The organism is Pedobacter sp. 01T416_2 (assembly GCF_056398925.1).
In genome coordinates this window covers 1-19,166 of sequence record NZ_JBFTQI010000051.1, presented here as the reverse complement: position 1 = coordinate 19,166, position 19,166 = coordinate 1, and the positions used below count along the sequence as shown (strand labels likewise).

The window sequence follows — 19,166 nt, the reverse complement described above, 5'->3', positions numbered from 1 at the left end:
GTGGTGTAATTACCGATATGGGCGGATTTATTGCGTCTACCTATAAAAGAGGAATCGATTTTATCAATGTACCTACTACCCTTTTATCGCAGGTCGATGCTTCAGTAGGTGGTAAAACCGGAATTGATATCGACAATGTAAAAAACATGGTAGGCACATTTACCTTACCACAAATGGTTTTTATCGAAACTGCATTCTTAAAAACATTACCACAGCGCGAGCTTTTATCGGGCTTTGCCGAAATGATTAAACATGGCCTGATTTATGATAAGCCATATTACGAAAAGTTAAAAGAAAGCAACTACTTAACCCCTTCTGCACAAGATATTTACCGATCAGTAGAAATTAAAAACGAGGTTGTTACCATCGATCCGCATGAAAAAAACCTGCGTAAGATTTTAAACTTCGGGCACACCATTGGACATGCTGTAGAGGGTTATTCTTTGGCAAATGACGAAAATCCGTTAACACATGGTGAAGCCATTGCCATCGGTTTTGTTTGTGAGGCTGCATTATCGATCAAAAACAGTACGTTAACCCAGGAGGAATTGAAGGATATTAGTGGATATATTTTATCATTATACCCTAAATACCACATTAAAAAAGAAAGTTTCGATACACTTTTAGAGCTGATGCAAAGTGATAAAAAGAATGAAGATGGAAACATTCTCTTTTCACTTTTAGAAACAACAGGTAAATGCACGTTTAATTGCCGTGTAAGTACCGCCGATATTTTGAGCAGTTTAGATTATTACAATAGTTTATAAAATGAATTTTACCGGAAGTGATATTTCTGTAGTAGGCCTATTTGGTTTCGTAATCGTTTTAACCCTGGTTGAAATGTATTTCAGCTATGCCCACGACAGAAAATTATATACCAAACGCGATACGTGGACCAATATCTACCTGATGACGGCTGCTATTGTGATTAATTTAGCAACAAAAACAGGCACTTTTTTTCTACTGCAGTACTGTTATCAATTCCGATTGTTCCAAATCCCTAATATTTGGCTTTATTGGTTTGTTTTGATTTTAGCGCAAGATTTTCTGTATTGGTTTTTACATACAGTTGGTCATTACGTGCGCTTTTTCTGGGCGATGCACGTTACACATCATTCATCTGAACACTTTAACCTAACCACTGGTTTCCGTTCAACCGTTTTCGAGCCACTGTACCGAGTTTTCTTTTATTTGCCCTTAGCATTTATGGGGTTCACGGCTGTTGATATCCTTTTTGCTTACCTGGTAACCCAAATTTACGGCAACCTGGTGCATACTCAATACGACATTAAGCTTCCAAAATGGTATGGGTATATTTTCGTAACGCCATCACACCATCGCGTGCACCATGCCAGCAATGTACGTTACCTAGACAAAAATATGGGTATGGTTTTAATTCTTTGGGATAGATGGTTCGGTACTTTTCAAGAGGAGTTACCAGAAGATGTGGTTAAATACGGCTTAACTACTCAGCCTGAAGATACTGGTGCGATTAACATTATTTTCCATGAGTTTATAGCATTGAGTGCTGATGTTAAAAAAGCACCAACTTTTATAGATAAAGTGAAATACATTTTTAGCCCGCCGGGATGGAGCCATGATGGAAGCACCAAAATTGCTAAAATTATGCAACAGGAATTGCGTGAGGAGGAAAAGAAAAGATACGAAGCCTTACAACAGGACAAAGTAAAAGGGCTTAACGACCGGGGAGAATTAAGTTCTACAGGATAAAAAATATTAATTTGTTTAATCTAAAGGTCTGTGTCTCCAAAGACCTTTTTTGTTAACATTTTATTTGCTTTTTTAACCACAGATGCACACAGATAAGCATTGATGAAGTTTTAGTATTCAAAAGTTCTGTCATTCTGAGCACAGCGAAGAATCGATGACTGTGGCGAACAGGTATTTCAGCGTCTGCATGTACTTCGTTACGCTTCTATTGATAGTACTCAATTAGTACAGTCGTCATTCCCGCGCAGGCGGGAATCTTAATACTTTTGCATTAAGATTCCCAATCAAGTTGGGAATGACGATCTCGCGCGACTGATCATCTCTAATCAACATTTCTAACCCTAACCATATAAAAATCCGTTTTTAAGTTGTTTCATGAAACAAAAAGACCAATTCAGAAAACAGACCGTTTTTAACAAAATTAAATTTTATTAAAAATATTTTCAATTTCCTATTGACAAATTAAATTTTGTTGCTACATTTGGCTCAACAAAAAAAGAGATGAAAAATTTTAACACATATTACTTTGGTTACTTTTACTATTTTAGTGAGAGCCGGGGCTAATATGCAAAAAGATATATAACAATATTAAAATGTATAAAAAAGTCCCGGCAAACAGCCGGGACTTTTTTGTTTTAACGCAAAAATGGAAACGACAAAACGAGTAGCAATTCAGGGTATTAAAGCATCTTTCCACGAGGAGGCCGCCTACAAATTCTTTGGTAAAGACATTGAAACTGTTGAGTGTAATTCTTTTAAAGAAACCTGCGACAAGCTAGAAAAAAACGATGCCGATTTCGTAGTAATGGCTATCGAAAACTCTATTGCAGGTAGTTTATTACCAAACTACACACTGATCAGAGATTTTGGTTTTTCGGTTGTAGGCGAGGTTTACTTACCTATCCAATTGCACTTGATGGCACTACCAGGCGTAAAGTTTGAAGATATTAAAGTGGTGACTTCACATCCGATCGCCATCCGCCAGTGTATCGATTTCTTTTATGATTACCCACACATTAAAATCGTGGAGAGTAACGATACTGCTGCTTGTGCAAAACGTATCCAGGAAGAGCAATTAACGGACACCATGGCCATTGCAAATAGTTTAGCCGCAGAACTTTACGGCTTAAACATTTTAGAACGCCGTGTAGAATCGAACAAGAAAAACTATACCCGTTTTCTGATCCTTAAAAAGGATAAAACAGACGAAGGAAAGAAAATAAACAAAGCATCAATCTGTTTTCAGGTTGGACACAAAGCAGGCTCATTGGCAACTGTGTTAAATATTTTCGCCGAACAGGATGTAAGCTTAACAAAAATACAATCTATGCCGGTTTTAGGTAAAAGAAACGAGTATTACTTTTACGTCGACTTAGAATGGCCAAGTACAGAAAAATATGATAAGGCAATTAGAAAGGCATTAAAATATACATCGAACTTTAATATCCTGGGAGAGTACCAGAAGAACGATAAGGTATAGACTGGTTAATTGTATAAATTGTTAAAACTGGTTAACTGAACATTTAACCGATTTAAACAATTAACCGCTTAACCCAAAATAGTTAACAATTTTAAGTTGGCAGGTTTAACCCAACAATACAACAATTAAATAATCGAATTAAAAAATATTACTATCACACCCCCATCATCATGAAACTTAATTTAAACATCCAACCATTAAACACCTGGTTAAACGTAAACAACGAACCATTAATCATTTCTGGTCCTTGTAGCGCAGAAACTGAAGAACAATTATTAACTACAGCGCACTTATTGGCTGCTACCGGTAAAGTATCGGTATTGAGAGCTGGCATCTGGAAACCACGTACCCGTCCGGGAGAATTTGAAGGTATCGGAAGTATCGGTTTAGAGTGGTTAAAACGTGCTAAAGCAGAAACTGGTTTACCAACTGCTGTAGAGGTTGCAAATGCAAAACACGTTGAAGAGGCTTTAGCAGCTGGTGTAGATATCCTTTGGATTGGTGCACGTTCTACTGTAAACCCTTTCACTGTTCAGGAAATTGCTGATGCTTTAAAAGGCCATGATGTTCCGGTATTGATCAAAAATCCAGTTAACCCAGATTTACAGTTATGGATCGGTGCAATTGAGCGTATCAATGGCGCAGGAATTACTAAAATCGGTGCTATTCACCGCGGTTTCTCATCATTCGAGAAAAGTTCTTTCCGTAACGAACCAATGTGGGAACTTGCTATTCAATTAAAAACACTTTGCCCTGAGTTACCGATCATCAACGATCCAAGTCATATTTGCGGTAACCGTGAGTTAATCCCTTACATTTCTCAAAAAGCATTGGATTTAGACATGCAAGGTTTAATGATCGAATCTCACGTAGATCCTTCAGTTGCCTGGACAGATGCTAAACAACAAGTTACTCCTGCTGCTTTAGCTGAATTGGTTGACCGTTTAACTGTTCGTGAACCAGAAGCACCAAATGAAGCTTTCGCTGATAAATTAGCCGACCTACGTAAATCAATCGATAAAATTGATGATATCTTATTACAGAAATTAGGCGAGCGTATGGCTATTGTAGAGAAAATTGGTGAGTTTAAACGCGATAACCAGGTAACTATTTTACAGGTTAACCGTTGGGATGCCATCATTAAAAAAGGTCATGCTTTTGCAAAAGCTTTAAAATTAGACTTAAACTTTACTGAGAAATTCTTAGAATTGATGCACGGTGAATCAATCCGTAAACAAACTGAAATCATGAACGCTGGCAAAGCTGAACAAGGTATTGCTGCTGAGCAACATACTGAGGTTAAAGCGTAATTGAGGTTAAAAGCTGAAAGACTAAAGCTTAAAGCTAAGTTTAACAGTGATGTCATCCTGAGCCTGTCGAAGGACTTACGATAGTTTTCGACTAACTCAATATGATATTAAAAAACAAATATAATGTAAGTGTCAGGTGTTCCCATCTGACACTTACATTTAAGAATAAAAACAGAATAAAATGTCGAAAAACGCCTTAGTTTCTTTTAAAGGAACCAAGAATATTAATACGGAAATCCAATTAACGGGCTCGAAAAGCGAATGCAACAGGGCTTTAATTATTAGCGCTTTAAGCAAAAAACTGGTTAAAGTTGAAAACCTTTCCAATGCTGCCGATACGGTAACCTTAAATGGCATCCTTAATAATCTTGAAGAAGAATTAGAAGTAGAAATCCAGGAATCAAAAACAGTTGATGTTGGCCCTGCAGGAACCGCTATGCGTTTCTTATCGGCTTATCTTTCGGCTAAAAACGGTAATTTCTTACTTACCGGAACCGAACGGATGAAGCAGCGTCCCATTGGTATCTTGGCGGAGGCTTTAAAAACCATCGGCGCTGATATTTCTTATGCAGAAGCTGAAGGTTTCCCGCCATTAAATATTGTTGGTCCTTTAAATCAAAAAACTGCTGAAGTTAAAATTAAAGGCGATATCAGCAGTCAATATATTTCGGCCTTGCTGATGATTGCCCCTATCCTACCTCAGGGTTTAACTTTAGAAATTGAAGGCGAGCTTACCTCTAAACCATATGTAGATATGACTTTAGATATGTTGGCTGAAGTTGGCATTTCACATTCTTGGAACGGAAATTCAATTTCCATCAAACCACAGGTATTTAAACCTGGCACTTTGGTTGTGGAGCCCGACTGGAGCGCAGCATCGTATTGGTATAGTATTGCAGCTTTAGCTGATGAAGCAGAAATTAGCTTACCTGCTTTAAAAGAAAAAAGTTTGCAGGGTGATAGCCAGATCAAAAATATCATGAAGGTTTTTGGCATCGCTACCAACAAAACCAATGATGGAATTGCTATTAGCAACTTAGGCCTTTCTTTAGATACTAAAGAAATTTTAGATTTAAAAACCTGTCCGGATTTAGCACAAACCATTGTAGTTATTGCAGCTGCATTAGGTAAAAATATGTCTTTTACCGGCTTAGAAACCTTAAAAATTAAAGAAACAGACCGTATTGCAGCGCTTCAGAACGAATTGGCTAAAATAGGCGTTACTTTTACAGAGGATAATCTGGTTTATACCTTAAATACAGACAACCTTCATTTTCCGGATAAAGTTACCTTCGCAACCTACGAGGACCACCGTATGGCGATGGCTTTTGCACCACTTGCATTATTGATCAACGAAGTTGAAATTGAAGAAATGCAGGTAGTAGAAAAATCTTATCCATATTATTGGGAGGATTTGAAAAAAGCGGGATTTGATGTTAGTATCAAGTAGCGAGAAGAAAGTATCAAGAACCAAGTATAAAGAACCAAGTATCAAGAACCAAGTATAAAGATTGGATATTAAAATCCATTCAATAATTTAATCAATCTATAATTCAATCAAAAATAATGGCAGGCAACTCATTCGGACAACTATTTCGCATCACAACCTTTGGCGAATCTCATGGCGTGGCCATTGGGGTAATTATTGATGGCTGTCCGGCGCAATTGGATATCGATATGGATTTTATCCAATCAGAACTTGACAAACGTAAACCTGGTCAATCCAAAATCACCACTCAAAGAAAAGAAAGCGATACCGTTCAGATTTTATCGGGTGTATTTGAAGGAAAAAGTACAGGTACGCCAATTGCACTTTTAATTCCGAACGAGGATCAACGATCAAAAGATTACGGTCATAATGTGGATGTTTACCGTCCCAGCCATGCCGATTATGTTTATGATGCAAAATATGGCATCCGCGATCACCGTGGCGGAGGTCGTTCTTCTGCCCGCGAAACGGCTGCCCGTGTAGCTGCTGGTGCCATTGCAAAGCTATTTTTAAAGCAACAGGGTATTGAAATTTTCGCACATGTAACTTCAGTAGGAACAATAGAAGCCCCCAATTTGGAAAGCAATGATTTATCCGCTTTATTGCAAATTAGAGAAGAAAATATTGTGCGTTGTGCTGATCCTGCAACTGCACACGAAATGATTGAGTTTATCGATGCGGTTCGTAAAGATGGTGATACCGTTGGCGGGAAAATAGGTTGTGTAGTAAAAGGCTGCCCTGCAGGCTTAGGTGAACCTGTTTTTGATAAATTACATGCCGATTTAGGTAAAGCGATGCTCAGTATTAATGCTGTTCATGGCTTCGAATATGGCTCAGGTTTTGCCGGAAGCGAATTAAGAGGATCGCAACATAATGATATTCCCCAGCCAAAAGCTGCCGATTCGAAAGTTTTTAAAACCACAACCAATTATGCCGGTGGCATTTTGGGTGGCATTTCTAACGGGATGGATATTACCTTCAAAGTAGCTTTTAAGCCCGTTGCAACCATTATGCATAACCAACAAACCATAAATGCTGCTGGTGAAGCTTCGGAGATTAAAGGCAAGGGCCGACATGATCCTTGTGTGGTACCCAGAGCAGTAGTAATTGTTGAGGCCATGGCTGCATTGGTTTTAGCTGATCAGTTTCTAAGAAATAAAGCAAGTATTATATAATTTTTGTTAATGAGAACCATCACCTTCTTATTTCTATTGATCAGCATGAATAGCTTTGCACAAAGTTATGCTGATCAGATCGCAAAACACCGTGAAACCTATAAACAGGATTTCATTAAAGATGAACGCTCACCACTCAAGAAAAATGACCTGCAAAACCTTCATTTTTATAAGGCAGACAGTGCTTATAAAATCTCGGCCGATGTAGAAATACTAAAGAATGAAAAAGTTTTCAAAATGCCTACTTTTAATGGCTCTAGCAGCGATTACTATAAATATGCACACGTAAACTTCCTTCTTAATGGCAAAAAAATCCAAATGACTTTATATAAAAGTGTTTCTTTATCAACCAACCCGGTTTATAAAGATCACCTCTTTCTGCCCTTTACTGATGAAACCAACAATAAGGAAACTTATGGCGGTGGCAGGTACATTGATCTGGATGCAAAAGAAATTGCAGATAATCACATCGAAATCGATTTCAATAAAGCCTACAATCCCTACTGTGCCTACAGTGACGGGTACCGTTGCCCAGTTCCTCTAGAAGAAAACGACCTGCAATTGGCTGTAAAAGCTGGCGAGAAATTATACACTGGTGAAAAGAAACACCAGAGATAAAAGTTAATGTTACGTTTATCCACAAAATGATACCTGATTGTATTATAATCCACATTTTAACGTAAATTACAAACATTAAGTAAAAATACGTGTTCTCTAACTAAATTACATAACCCATTCCTAAATGACGTACAGCTGTTTAATTGTTGATGATAACGAAATTGAAAGAGATGCAATAGAAATGCATCTAAAAAGAATCCCATCATTAAATATTATCGCTGTCTGTAGTAACGGTATCGAAGCTTCGCAAATTTTATCAACTACTTCTGTAGATATTGTTTATTCTGATATTGATATGCCAGAGCTTTCTGGTATGGATTTATTAAAAAGCCTGAAAAAACAACCGCTATTTATCTTTATCACTTCATTTAGTGAGTACGCCGCAGAAAGTTTTAATCTGGATGCATTGGATTTTATTGTTAAGCCCGCAACGTTCGAACGCATATTAAAAGCCACAAATAAAGCGATCGAGTATATTGAATTAAGGAAACAGGTAAATAAACTTCCTGTCGAAAACCTAAACAACGACGATAAAAAAGACGATGATTATTTCTTTTTTAGAGAGACCAAAGGAATAACCAAGCTGAAATACAATGATGTAATTTATATTGAAAGTATGGGCGATTTTTCAAAGCTATTTACCAGTATCGATAAACATGTTATTTTAGTAAGCTTAAAAAATCTAGAAAAGCAACTGCCTTCAAAAATTTTCTCAAGGGTACACAAACAGTACATCATTAATATAAACCACATTGTAACCTTAACCAATCATGAGGTTCATTTAGATCATAACTTTCTGGTTCCGATAAGTGCTTCTAACAGGCAGGAATTATTGGAGAGATCGATTGACAAGAAAATTCTGTCTAGATTTTTAAAATAAGTTATTTTTTCAGGATTATTTTAAAATAACTTCCGCCTGTAGGATTAATATCGGCGCTAATTTTACCATCCATCAAGCTAATAAAAGTTCTGCAGAGCAATAAACCTAAACCTGTCCCTTTTTCTTTATTGGTACCTAATGTGCTCACACCCGCGCCTAAATAACCTGGCTTATTAAAATGCTCTACCTGTACAGGTGTTAAACCGATCCCTGTATCTGAAATTTTAATCTCCAGCACATTTCCGTTATGAACGGAACTAGTTGTGATCGTACCACCATTTGGCGTAAATTTAATGGCATTACTGATGATATTTCGAATAACCAGCATAAACATATTCGAATCTGCTTTGCAAAATGTTTTGGCTGGCACTAAATTCTGAATAGCTAAGCTTTTTTCGTTGGCGTTATCCTGTAAAGAAAGAATAACTTCATTAATGAGCTCATGAATATCCAACGATTCTAAATACGGGTTAAACCCCTGCATCTGGCTGGCGGCCCAATTAAGAAGATTCTCCATCATTGTAGAGGTATAGGTGAGGTTGTTTTTTAGTGATGCAGCATATCTGTTTAATTTTTCCTGTTCTATGTTACCGCCCTCTAACAACTGCATAAAGGAAATTAATGAATTTACAGGGGTACGCATATCGTGACTTACCACACTAAAAATACGGTCTTTAACCTTACTTAACTGCTCCAACTCCCGTTTCTGACTATTGATAATCTTATTTAACCTGGTTGTTTTCCGCTGGTTAAAAAATATAACCACGGCAATAATCAGAATCAGTGTGGTGGCTATGGTGAGGAATAATTTCACACGTTCATCAAATTTAATCTGTTGTACCTGTTTACTAATCTGCTTATCCTTTATCCCGGCGGCTAACTTTGCCTCAAATTTAGCATTAGCAAATTTACTATCCTGAGCCAAACGCTGAATATCAAGATCAGCTTTTGCCTTTTGAAAAGTTAGGAGATCCAATGCTTTTTCTTTATCACTCAACACTAACTGTTGCCTTTTTAGCTCAAGTTCCTGTTGTTGTCTTTTTAACTCGCCTTCTGTAAGTTTTTGCTTCAATAAATAATCGCGTTCCTTAATACCAAAATCGAGCTGCATCTGCCTCCGGGTAATTTCCTTTTCCTTTTCCTGATCGAAAATCTTATCTCTAACGGCAATATATTGCCTGTAATAGGCTAAGGATTTGTTATAGTCTTTTAGTTTTTCATATACCGTACTCAACCCTAAACTAGATTGTTTTTCTATATCTAATAATCTGTTTTCTTCTGCAATTTTTAAACTATTATTGAGTAATAGGATGGCATTTTCAAAATCGTTTTCTTTTTGGTAAAAGTTTCCCAAGGCATATAAACTTGAGGCATAGGCTTCTTTATCTTCTCCCGACTTATTTAACTCAACTGATTTTTGATAGGATTTTAACGCCGCATCCTTTTGTCCTATTAAACTGTATAAATCAGCAAGATCTCGTTTAACAGTGGCTATTAAACCTATGTCTCCAATGGCTTCTGATACCCGCAACGATTTGTTATAATACGCTAAGGCCAGTTTAATTTTCTGGTTAGGTAATACATTCATCTCCTTTAATTCACGATCTGAAGCCTCAAAATAATTAGTACCAATCAGGCCGTAAACAACGGCTACGCCTCTTGTATTTTCGCCTCCTTTAGCAAATACTTTCAGCGCCATGTTCATATAAACCAAGGCCTGACTCTGGTTACCCAAACTTTGATAAATAGTAGAAATATTGGTATAACAACTTGCCATGTCGGTTTCGTTGCCCATTTTTTCGTAGATAGCTATGGCCTTTTGGTTAACTTCTAACGATTTTACATAATCAGGAATGCTGCCATATAAAGCACCTAAATTGAGGTAAGTTCCAGCAACCATATCTAAATTACCCACTGAAGAGAATTCAGCAGCTGCATGATTATAATTTTCTTCTGCCTTTTGGTAATTAGACCTGCCGTGATACATTAAACCCCTACGGTAATAAGCCATTGCAGAGAATTTTTTTAGATTTTTCTCATGCGAAAGCTGAATGGTTTTATCCACATACTCTTCCGCTTTATCTACATTTTTCATCCTCATGTATTGGCGGTAAACCTCCGTCAATATTTTGATTTTGGTGGAATCTGTTTTTAAATTCTTTTGATTTAAACTTAAAAGGCTATCCAGTTTTTTCTGTGGCGCACTCACCTGGCTAAAACCAGTTATGCACAAAAATGACAAAAAGAGAAACAGCATGCCTTTTTTAGAAAAACACGCTTTACTAACGAACTGAGCATTTACAAGATAGCACTTCATTTTCAGATCAAACCAATGATTTGTTTCTTCTATATAATGAGCATAAAAAATCTTGAAAATTACAGCGTTTCATGTTCTGGCTGAGATAAAACATACTGAAATAACAAAATAGAGTTTGGCGTATAAAAGTAGTTAAAAAACTGATCAATAAATAACCAGTTTTTTAACTTTTCACCAAGAATCTTAATCATTTAAGCATAAACAAAATAAGAAACCGATTGTATACCCTTTAAATTATCCAGGCAGTTAAATCTTATACCCAAGCGATTTGCTTTATTAAAAAAATGCGGGGTATTTAGTTGGATTTGCATCGTGCATCATCTGGTAAATGGTTTCAATTACATCATCAACCGATGGTTTACTGAAATAATCACCATCAGACCCAAATGGCGGGCGGTGTGCTTTAGCAGATAGTGTTTTCGGCTGGCCATCTAAATGGAAATAACCTTTTTGTTCTTCGAGTACCTTTTGCAGGATATATGCAGATGCACCTCCAGGAACATCTTCATCTACGACCAGTAATTTATTGGTTTTGGCAAGGGAGTTTACACAAACCTGAGTGGTATCGAAAGGTAATAATGTTTGTGGATCAATAATTTCTACAGAAATGCCTAATAAGCTCAATTCTTCTGCGGCTTCCTGAACAATTCTTAACGAAGATCCGTAAGATACTACGGTTATATCTGTTCCTTCTTCTAAAACCTCTGCTTTACCTAATGGAACCGTAAAATCGCCAACATTATTTGGTAGTTTTTCTTTAAGTCGGTAACCATTTAAACACTCAACTACTACGGCAGGCTCATCAGCCCTAAAAAGGGTGTTGTACATGCCGGCAGCTTGCGTCATATTTCTTGGTACGCATAAATGCATCCCCCTTAAAGCACCTAAAATCATGCTGATTGGTGAACCTGAATGCCAGATTCCTTCTAATCGATGGCCACGGGTACGCACAATAACAGGTGCTTTTTGAATCCCTTTGGTTCGGTATGATAGGGATGCTAAATCGTCGCTGAGTACATTTAGTGCAAAAATTAAGTAATCAAGATACTGTATTTCGGCAATCGGTTTTAAGCCCCTCATGGCCAAACCAATACCTTGCCCCATAATGGTCATTTCTCTAATTCCAGTATCGGTAATCCTCAACTCACCATATTTGGCCTGTAAACCTGCAAAGCCTTGATTTACATCACCTATATTCCCTAAATCTTCTCCGAAAGCCACTAAACGCGGATCGCGGGCAAAGTTTTCGTTAAAGCAGGCATTAAGCACTTCCCTACCGTCGACCATTTTTGATTGTTCATCATATGCTGCGTTAACCACTACAATCATATCCGGACTTTCTTTACCGTCAGTATGCAGTTTAGAATTATAACGGTCGTGATTAACCTTAGCCTGCTGTTTATACCAGGCTAGCAGTTCATTACGTTCGGGAGAATTAAAACTAGCCGATAAACGGATGGCTTTTCGCACCGCCGTGAAAACCTCCCTGCGTTGTGCATCGGCAGTTGAAGCCAGAATTGCAGCAATTCTAGCCAGTTCCGGTTGATGTTTAGCTACACCACCAATTAAATCAACCACTTGTTTTTGTTCGGGTTTAATGCTATCCAAAAACTCATTCCAAGCTTCTTTTTGTGCATTGCGTACAAAAATCTTTGCTTCTTTTTCAACCGATACAATTTCCTCTTCGGTTGCTACTGCCGAATCGAGCATCCAGGCACGCATTTTCAGGAGACAATCGTGTTCGGTTTCCCAAGCTAAACGATCTTTTGACTTATACCTTTCGTGCGAGCCAGATGTAGAGTGCCCCTGAGGTTGAGTAAGTTCGGTAACGTGAATTAAAACAGGTACATGTTCGTCTCTACATACATTTATTGCTTTTTCATACACCTCGCATAAAGCTGGATAATCCCAGCCCTTTACTTTATAAATTTCATATCCTGGTTGATCAGGCTCACGCTGAAAGCCTTTTAAAACTTCAGAAATATCTTCTTTTGTAGTTTGATATTTTGCCGGAACTGAAATGCCATAAGCATCATCCCAAATTGAGATGGCCATGGGTATCTGCAATACGCCTGCGGCATTAATGGCTTCAAAAAACACGCCTTCAGAAGTCGAGGCATTACCAATGGTGCCAAAAGCAACTTCATTTCCATTAACCGAAAAGTGTTTTAAGTAATCCAGTTCCTTATTTTGCCTAAATAATTTAGAAGCATAGGCTAAGCCAACCAAACGGGCCATTTGGCCACCGGTAGGAGAAATATCTGACGAACAGTTTTTAATCTGCGTTAAATCGTTCCAGCTTCCATCTTCATTAACTGATTTTGTTGCAAAATGGCAGTTCATTTGCCTTCCACCTGAAAACGGATCAGCCCCGTCAGTTGGATTGGCGTAAAGTTGTGCAAAAAATTCTTTAATGGTAGAAATCCCTGTAGCAAAAGCAAAAGTTTGATCGCGGTAATAGCCCGAGCGCCAATCGCCGTTTTTAAAAGCTTTCGCCATAGCCACCTGGGGTACTTCTTTACCATCGCCAAAAATACCAAATTTAGCCTTCCCTGTTAATACTTCTCTACGGCCTATATTTGGAATAGTTTTTGTTTTAATATGAAAACATTAAATTTGTTTTAGAATTTAAAAAATAAATTACAATCACATAACATGAAAAAGATCTTAGTATTATTCGCTTTTGTTTTAGGTTTAGGTATTGCTGTAAATGCACAAACTAAACCTGCAGAGTTTAAATTTGAATCGGAAACTCACGATTTCGGTAAAATCGTTTTAAACAAACCAGTAACTTACGATTTCAAATACACCAATATTGGCGAAGAGCCATTAATTATTACCAAAGCTGAGGCAAGTTGTGGATGTACAGTACCTAAATACACTTCTGCCCCATTGAAAAAAGGTGAAACGGGTGTAATTTCGGTAACGTTTAACGCTGCTGCTGGTCCATCAACTTTTTCAAAAGCCGTAACCATTACTTCAAATGCTAAAACACCAATTAAAGTGCTTTACATTAAAGGTGAAACGGTTGCCGCAGCCTCGAAATAATTATTTAAACGATAATATTTAAAAAGTCCCGATTTTCATCGGGACTTTTTTATTTTTGTGCCATGCCAAAAATTTCACAAAAAGGTGTGCAGATGCCTGCATCGCCAATCAGAAAGTTAACTCCATTTGCAGATCAAGCTAAAAAAGATGGTAAAAAAGTTTTCCATTTAAATATTGGTCAACCAGATATCGAAACACCTGAAGGAATGTTAAACGCCATCAAAAACATTGATTTTAATGTTTGGGCCTATACTCCATCAGAAGGTACACTTGCATACCGCTTAAAACTTACCGAATACTACAATAAACTGGGTTACAATATTACACCCGAAAATATATTGGTAACAGTTGGTGGTTCTGAGGCTATTACCATTGCCATGCAAACCTGCGTAAACGAGGGCGATGAAATTATCATTCCAGAGCCTTTTTATGCCAATTACAATGGCTTTGCCTGCATGAGCAACGTAGTGGTAAAACCCATCCTTTCTTACATTGAAAATGGTTTTGCTTTGCCTCCGATTGCCGAATTCGAAAAACTGATTACGAAAAAAACGAAGGCGATCATCATTTGTAACCCTAATAACCCAACTGGTTATTTATATTCAAGAGCAGAATTAGAGGCGTTAAAAGCACTTTGTGTTAAGTACGATCTATTTTTATTCTCTGATGAAGCTTATCGCGAATTCTGTTATGATGGAAGAGAATTTATTTCTCCAATGCATTTAGATGGTTTGGATGAAAATGTGGTGATTATGGATACGGTTTCTAAACGTTACAGCGCTTGTGGTGCGCGTTTAGGCTGTTTAATCACCAAAAATAAAGAAGTTATTGCATCAGGATTAAAATTTGCACAAGCAAGGTTAAGTCCGGGTATGGTTGAACAAATTGCTGGTGCAGCGGCTGTAGATACGCCGGATAGCTATTTTGAAAAAGTAAATACCGAATATACTTTGCGCCGTGATACTTTGGTTAATCGGTTAAATAATATAGAAGGCGTTTTTTGCCCTAATCCGGGCGGTGCATTTTACGTGGTAGCAAAATTCCCGATTGATGATGCTGACAAATTCTGTCAGTGGATTTTAGAAGATTTTGCCCATAATAACCAAACGGTAATGATGGCACCTGCAACGGGCTTCTATTCTACCCCAGGTTCTGGTAAAAACGAAGTACGTATGGCCTATGTTTTAAATACCGACGATTTAAATGTAGCTATGGACTGTTTAGAAGTAGCCTTGCAACAATATCCGGGAAGAACGGTATAGTTTGCAGTTTCCAGTTTTCAATTTTAGATGCCAAATAACAGTTTAAAGCTATTATTTGGCATTTTATTTGTATATTTGCATCCAGTTTACAAACTGATTACTCAAAACAGTAAACTAAAACGGGGCCGTTCTTGGATTTGACAGGGTGGCGAAGGTTATGTTAGCATGCAGTGCGTTGTACGGAGAGCACTTAAAGTGAACGTTCACATTTTAGTTGGCGAAAATACTTACGCCTTAGCTGCTTAGTTTAGAACTAACTAGCTTTTGTCCCTCTAACTGCTGCATTGTTGGGTTAGAATCTGGGGCATCGAAACAACAAAGCTGGCTTTAAGGAGATACGACTTAAATTGAGATAAAGTATCTAAGGATTTAAATAAGGTCGGTTTTCAGCCCGTTTATTTCCCGAAAATCAATTGAAAAATAAGCATGTAGAAGGTATAATTTATCTCACAACTGGACAAGGGTTCGACTCCCTTCGGCTCCACTGGAATCAGTATCAGAAATCACCAAAAAACACTAAAAGCCTGCAAATCAACCATTTGCAGGCTTTTGTTTTTTGGTATTTAGTGGCTTTTTTGACCAAATAACGCATATATARGGTGCCTTAAAAGGTGCCTCAGGAAATGAAGCACCTGAGGAACTTTTTAGGGGGTTAAAAAACTGATTATCAACCAGTTTACCTTGTAAACATCTTGACTTTTTTTGACTGCAATCTTAACTTTATTCACCTTTTAAGATTACTTTTATGAAAAGAAATTTCAGTTTACTCTTCTTTTTGAAGAAAAGAAACACAGACCAAGAAGGCTGTTCTTCCGTATATCTCAGGATTACGGTTGACAAAAAACGCGCAGAAGTTGCGACAGGCAAACAGTGTGGCGAAACGGACTGGGACAATGGTAAATTCAAGGGCCGAACGACGATGGCAAAAACATTGAACTTGTATTTACGCCAGCTAGAGTCCAAGGTACACGAGGCACATCGACATCTTTTACTATTGAATGAAGACCTCACGGCACAAAATTTAATGGACGAATTCCTTGGTAGAGGTCAAAAAGTCCGAAAACTTAGAGAGGTATTTACCATGCATAATGAAGAAATGGCTACACTTGTAGGTGTAGAATATGCGCCTATGACACTCCTCCGTTATCAAACCGCACTCCGACACATCACTCAATACCTAAAAGAAAAATATAAAGTCAAAGACATTGATATCCGGAAGATTGACCATCAGTTCATCACCGACTATGATTTTTTTTTAAGGACAACCAGAAAATGTAACAACAACTCAGCAGTAAAATACATTAAGAACCTCAAAAAAATAATTAAACGCTGTCTGGCCAATGGATGGCTAACAAGTGATCCTTTTGCTAATTTTAAAGCGAAAGTTAAGTTAATTGAACGACCTTGCCTTTCTGAAGAGCAAGTAACTTCTTTGGAAATCTGGGAATTTGATAATGAGAGATTGAACCGCGTAAGAGATATATTTCTTTTTAGCTGCTACACTGGACTTGCTTATATAGATATTTATCAGTTAAAAAGATCACAAATCATTGATAAAAATGGGGATGAAAAATGGGTTATTATCAACCGACAAAAGACAGGCACTCCAACCAGGTTACCACTTTTGCCAAAGGCAATCACCCTGCTCGATAAATATAAAAATCATCCACTATCCATCGATCAAGATAAAGCTTTCCCGGTAAGCTCTAATCAAAAAATGAATGCTTACCTAAAGGAAATCGCAGATTTATGTTGTATTAAAATCCCACTATCCTACCACATTGCCCGCCATACTTTTGCCACAACGATCACCCTTCAGAACGGAGTTCCCATCGAAACAGTGAGTAAAATGCTCGGACACAAGGACATCAGAACAACACAACACTACGCTAAAACCCTGGATGTAAAAGTTGGCAGAGATATGGCAGCACTCAAAGAGAAACTAGCTACCGAAAAACATGTGGCTAAAAACACCGTCTATAATTACACCATTACAAAATAAGCTATGATCGAGATCAATAACATGCCGGTAGAACAAAATATCATCGAAAAAATCTTTCATTTCCGCGGCTTAAAGGTAATGCTGGATTCGGATCTTGCTGCGCTATACCAAGTTGAGAACAAGCAATTAAAACGGCAGGTAAAACGCAATCTGATTCGGTTTCCTGAAGATTTTATGTTTGAACTTAGCGATGATGAACAGAAAATCCTAAGGCGCCAATTTGGCACCTTAGGACATGGAACGTACTCAAAATATCGGACTATGGCTTTTACAGAACAGGGAGTGGCAATGCTTTCAAGTGTCCTGAACAGTGAACGGGCCATTCTGGTGAACATCGAAATCATCAGAACATTTACCAAAATCCGTTCAACGATTGCACAAAGCACAGTTTTAAGACAAGAAATCGACAGGATAAAAAACCGACTAGATAATCAGGATAAAAATTTAGAAATTGTGTTTAAATACTTGGATGAGCTCATTTCACCAACAGTGCCCGAATCTGTACCCAGAAAGCGGATTGGCTTCAAACCGGACATGATATAGATAAGCAAAAACACCTCGGAGGCAAATTGCTTCCGAGGTGATATCTTACCTGAATAAAAAATCTTACCCAATACAAAAAGTCGGATCAAGCCTTAACTAAAAATTCTTCTTCCAAGTTCGATAGCTGCCAGCACAACACTAGATCTGGCTGAACCAATCCCCTTGAACCTTGATAAATCCGCGTGTCGTATAGTTGCCAGACATTTCAGGTCAGATCCACCTGCCTTAAATATCAGATTGCCAATATCCAGCGCACTATTATCTGGTGTTCCGGAGCCGATAAGAATGGCAAGCAATTCCGCCGTTTTCATTGCATCCCCACCTGTCATTAAGAGTTTTTCCCTTGGCCTTAACTCTACAGGTAGCGCCTTTATTCCATAGATGCGCTCCTGCTTCCTTTCATGGAATAAATCAAGTACAGACTTTTCCCGTTCTCCAATTTGCGTCGCTGTTGTAAAAAGCGAACAAAACGCCGAAATCAAAAATTCAAAGTCCTCTTGAAAGACCACTATCCTACGTCTGCTGTAGCTACCGTCCTGTTGCTCGTCACTTCTGGTAATCTGAATATAATTGGTATTATTCCTTGCCGTTTTAAAGTCTAGGAAAAAGTTCCTTCTTCCGGAATTGAATGTCTCTGTAGCAATCGTTCTGTTTTTCATAGCGTAAAAAATTGATTACACAAAACTCCATTACAATCACGTTTTAAGCGGAAATTAACCGATTATAAACGTTTAAAATCGGTTATTCGTAAGCACCCGACGCGATACTTCTGCGCCAGCAATTACCACTTTTAAGAGATTATATTTAAATTTAATAATGAATCGCCAATGCCCTATTTATGAAAACAGACAACGATCCGATCTCTCACCATTGCGAAGAATGTAGCGAAAAACTCAATGGCAGAATAGATAAACGCTTTTGCAATGACCTTTGCCGAACCAGTTTCAATAATCGCCGTAGGCAGAAAGAAGCCGCGATTGATCCACCATTTATCCAGGAAATATCCAAAATAATCTTGAAAAACTACCGTATACTCCATAAACTTAGTGCGGGAGAAAAAATAACGGTTAAAAAGAGTATGCTTGAAAAGCAGGGATTCAACTTTAAATTTATGACCAGTTATTATACGACATTAGATGGGGACACCTATCATTTTTGTTTTGATCTGGGATATCTGCCCATCAAGAGTGACAGAATACTTATTGTTAATCAGCCTTCACAGATCGAAATTTAGCATAAATTAGTTCAACTTTTATCTCATTTATCCTGCTCAAAAAATAATAATTATTATTTTTACAAGCTATCCTTATA

16 protein-coding genes and 1 other RNA gene are annotated in these 19,166 nt (G+C 37.7%); 14 read left to right on the top strand and 3 right to left on the bottom strand.

Annotated elements, in window-relative coordinates; translation table 11 throughout:
- The 8 genes from AC1DPQ_RS03985 to AC1DPQ_RS03950 form a co-directional block, all read left to right on the top strand.
- Nucleotides 1–767: 3-dehydroquinate synthase (locus AC1DPQ_RS03985; RefSeq protein ID WP_477608039.1), on the top strand; the 767-nt coding region annotated here is incomplete at its 5' end.
- A gap of 1 nt (nucleotide 768) precedes the next feature.
- Nucleotides 769–1,731: a sterol desaturase family protein gene (locus tag AC1DPQ_RS03980; protein WP_477608037.1), complete on the top strand. Its 963-nt coding sequence runs from the start codon at nucleotides 769–771 to the stop codon at nucleotides 1,729–1,731.
- 646 nt (nucleotides 1,732–2,377) lie between these two features.
- Nucleotides 2,378–3,211 carry a prephenate dehydratase gene (locus tag AC1DPQ_RS03975; protein ID WP_108201601.1) on the top strand — a complete coding sequence of 278 codons (834 nt, stop codon included), beginning with the start codon at nucleotides 2,378–2,380 and terminating at the stop codon, nucleotides 3,209–3,211.
- Nucleotides 3,212–3,381: 170 nt separating this feature from the next.
- A complete protein-coding gene (locus AC1DPQ_RS03970) occupies nucleotides 3,382–4,521 on the top strand; it encodes a chorismate mutase (protein ID WP_057934078.1) in 1,140 nt (379 codons plus the stop codon).
- A gap of 181 nt (nucleotides 4,522–4,702) precedes the next feature.
- A complete protein-coding gene (aroA, locus tag AC1DPQ_RS03965; RefSeq protein WP_477608035.1) occupies nucleotides 4,703–5,971 on the top strand; it encodes a 3-phosphoshikimate 1-carboxyvinyltransferase in 1,269 nt (422 codons plus the stop codon).
- 116 nt (nucleotides 5,972–6,087) lie between these two features.
- On the top strand, nucleotides 6,088–7,185 hold the full coding sequence (gene aroC, locus AC1DPQ_RS03960) for a chorismate synthase (protein WP_029275921.1): 1,098 nt from the start codon (nucleotides 6,088–6,090) through the stop codon (nucleotides 7,183–7,185).
- Nucleotides 7,186–7,194: 9 nt separating this feature from the next.
- Nucleotides 7,195–7,803, top strand: a complete 609-nt coding sequence (locus AC1DPQ_RS03955) for a DUF1684 domain-containing protein (RefSeq protein ID WP_477581154.1) — start codon at nucleotides 7,195–7,197, stop codon at nucleotides 7,801–7,803.
- Nucleotides 7,804–7,927: 124 nt separating this feature from the next.
- On the top strand, nucleotides 7,928–8,683 hold the full coding sequence (locus tag AC1DPQ_RS03950; protein WP_477581152.1) for a LytR/AlgR family response regulator transcription factor: 756 nt from the start codon (nucleotides 7,928–7,930) through the stop codon (nucleotides 8,681–8,683).
- 1 nt (nucleotide 8,684) lies between these two features.
- On the opposite strand, the gene AC1DPQ_RS03945 is transcribed toward AC1DPQ_RS03950, so the two are convergent.
- Together AC1DPQ_RS03945 and AC1DPQ_RS03940 are read right to left on the bottom strand one after the other, a co-directional pair.
- The gene (locus tag AC1DPQ_RS03945) at nucleotides 8,685–10,940 is read right to left on the bottom strand and encodes a tetratricopeptide repeat-containing sensor histidine kinase (protein WP_477608033.1); all 2,256 of its coding nucleotides are present in this window, start codon (nucleotides 10,938–10,940) and stop codon (nucleotides 8,685–8,687) included.
- A gap of 336 nt (nucleotides 10,941–11,276) precedes the next feature.
- Nucleotides 11,277–13,499 (bottom strand): alpha-ketoacid dehydrogenase subunit alpha/beta, encoded by a 2,223-nt coding sequence (locus tag AC1DPQ_RS03940; protein WP_477608031.1) that lies wholly within the window; start codon nucleotides 13,497–13,499, stop codon nucleotides 11,277–11,279.
- A gap of 156 nt (nucleotides 13,500–13,655) precedes the next feature.
- Here AC1DPQ_RS03940 and AC1DPQ_RS03935 point away from each other — a divergent pair, with 156 nt between their 5' ends.
- From AC1DPQ_RS03935 to AC1DPQ_RS03915, 5 genes are all read left to right on the top strand, one after another.
- On the top strand, nucleotides 13,656–14,048 hold the full coding sequence (locus AC1DPQ_RS03935; protein ID WP_029275926.1) for a DUF1573 domain-containing protein: 393 nt from the start codon (nucleotides 13,656–13,658) through the stop codon (nucleotides 14,046–14,048).
- A gap of 62 nt (nucleotides 14,049–14,110) precedes the next feature.
- Nucleotides 14,111–15,310, top strand: a complete 1,200-nt coding sequence (locus tag AC1DPQ_RS03930; protein ID WP_477608029.1) for a pyridoxal phosphate-dependent aminotransferase — start codon at nucleotides 14,111–14,113, stop codon at nucleotides 15,308–15,310.
- Nucleotides 15,311–15,431: 121 nt separating this feature from the next.
- Nucleotides 15,432–15,797, top strand: a transfer-messenger RNA (tmRNA) gene (gene ssrA, locus AC1DPQ_RS03925).
- A gap of 258 nt (nucleotides 15,798–16,055) precedes the next feature.
- Nucleotides 16,056–17,312 (top strand): site-specific integrase, encoded by a 1,257-nt coding sequence (locus AC1DPQ_RS03920; RefSeq protein WP_477578594.1) that lies wholly within the window; start codon nucleotides 16,056–16,058, stop codon nucleotides 17,310–17,312.
- 3 nt (nucleotides 17,313–17,315) lie between these two features.
- A complete protein-coding gene (locus tag AC1DPQ_RS03915) occupies nucleotides 17,316–17,855 on the top strand; it encodes an ORF6N domain-containing protein (protein ID WP_477608027.1) in 540 nt (179 codons plus the stop codon).
- 92 nt (nucleotides 17,856–17,947) lie between these two features.
- Here AC1DPQ_RS03915 and AC1DPQ_RS03910 read toward each other — a convergent pair whose 3' ends face one another.
- Nucleotides 17,948–18,514 carry a UPF0758 domain-containing protein gene (locus AC1DPQ_RS03910; RefSeq protein ID WP_477578598.1) on the bottom strand — a complete coding sequence of 189 codons (567 nt, stop codon included), beginning with the start codon at nucleotides 18,512–18,514 and terminating at the stop codon, nucleotides 17,948–17,950.
- A gap of 179 nt (nucleotides 18,515–18,693) precedes the next feature.
- Between AC1DPQ_RS03910 and AC1DPQ_RS03905 the strand changes: the two genes are divergently transcribed.
- Nucleotides 18,694–19,089, top strand: a complete 396-nt coding sequence (locus AC1DPQ_RS03905; RefSeq protein ID WP_477578600.1) for a hypothetical protein — start codon at nucleotides 18,694–18,696, stop codon at nucleotides 19,087–19,089.
- Nucleotides 19,090–19,166: the final 77 nt, after the last annotated feature.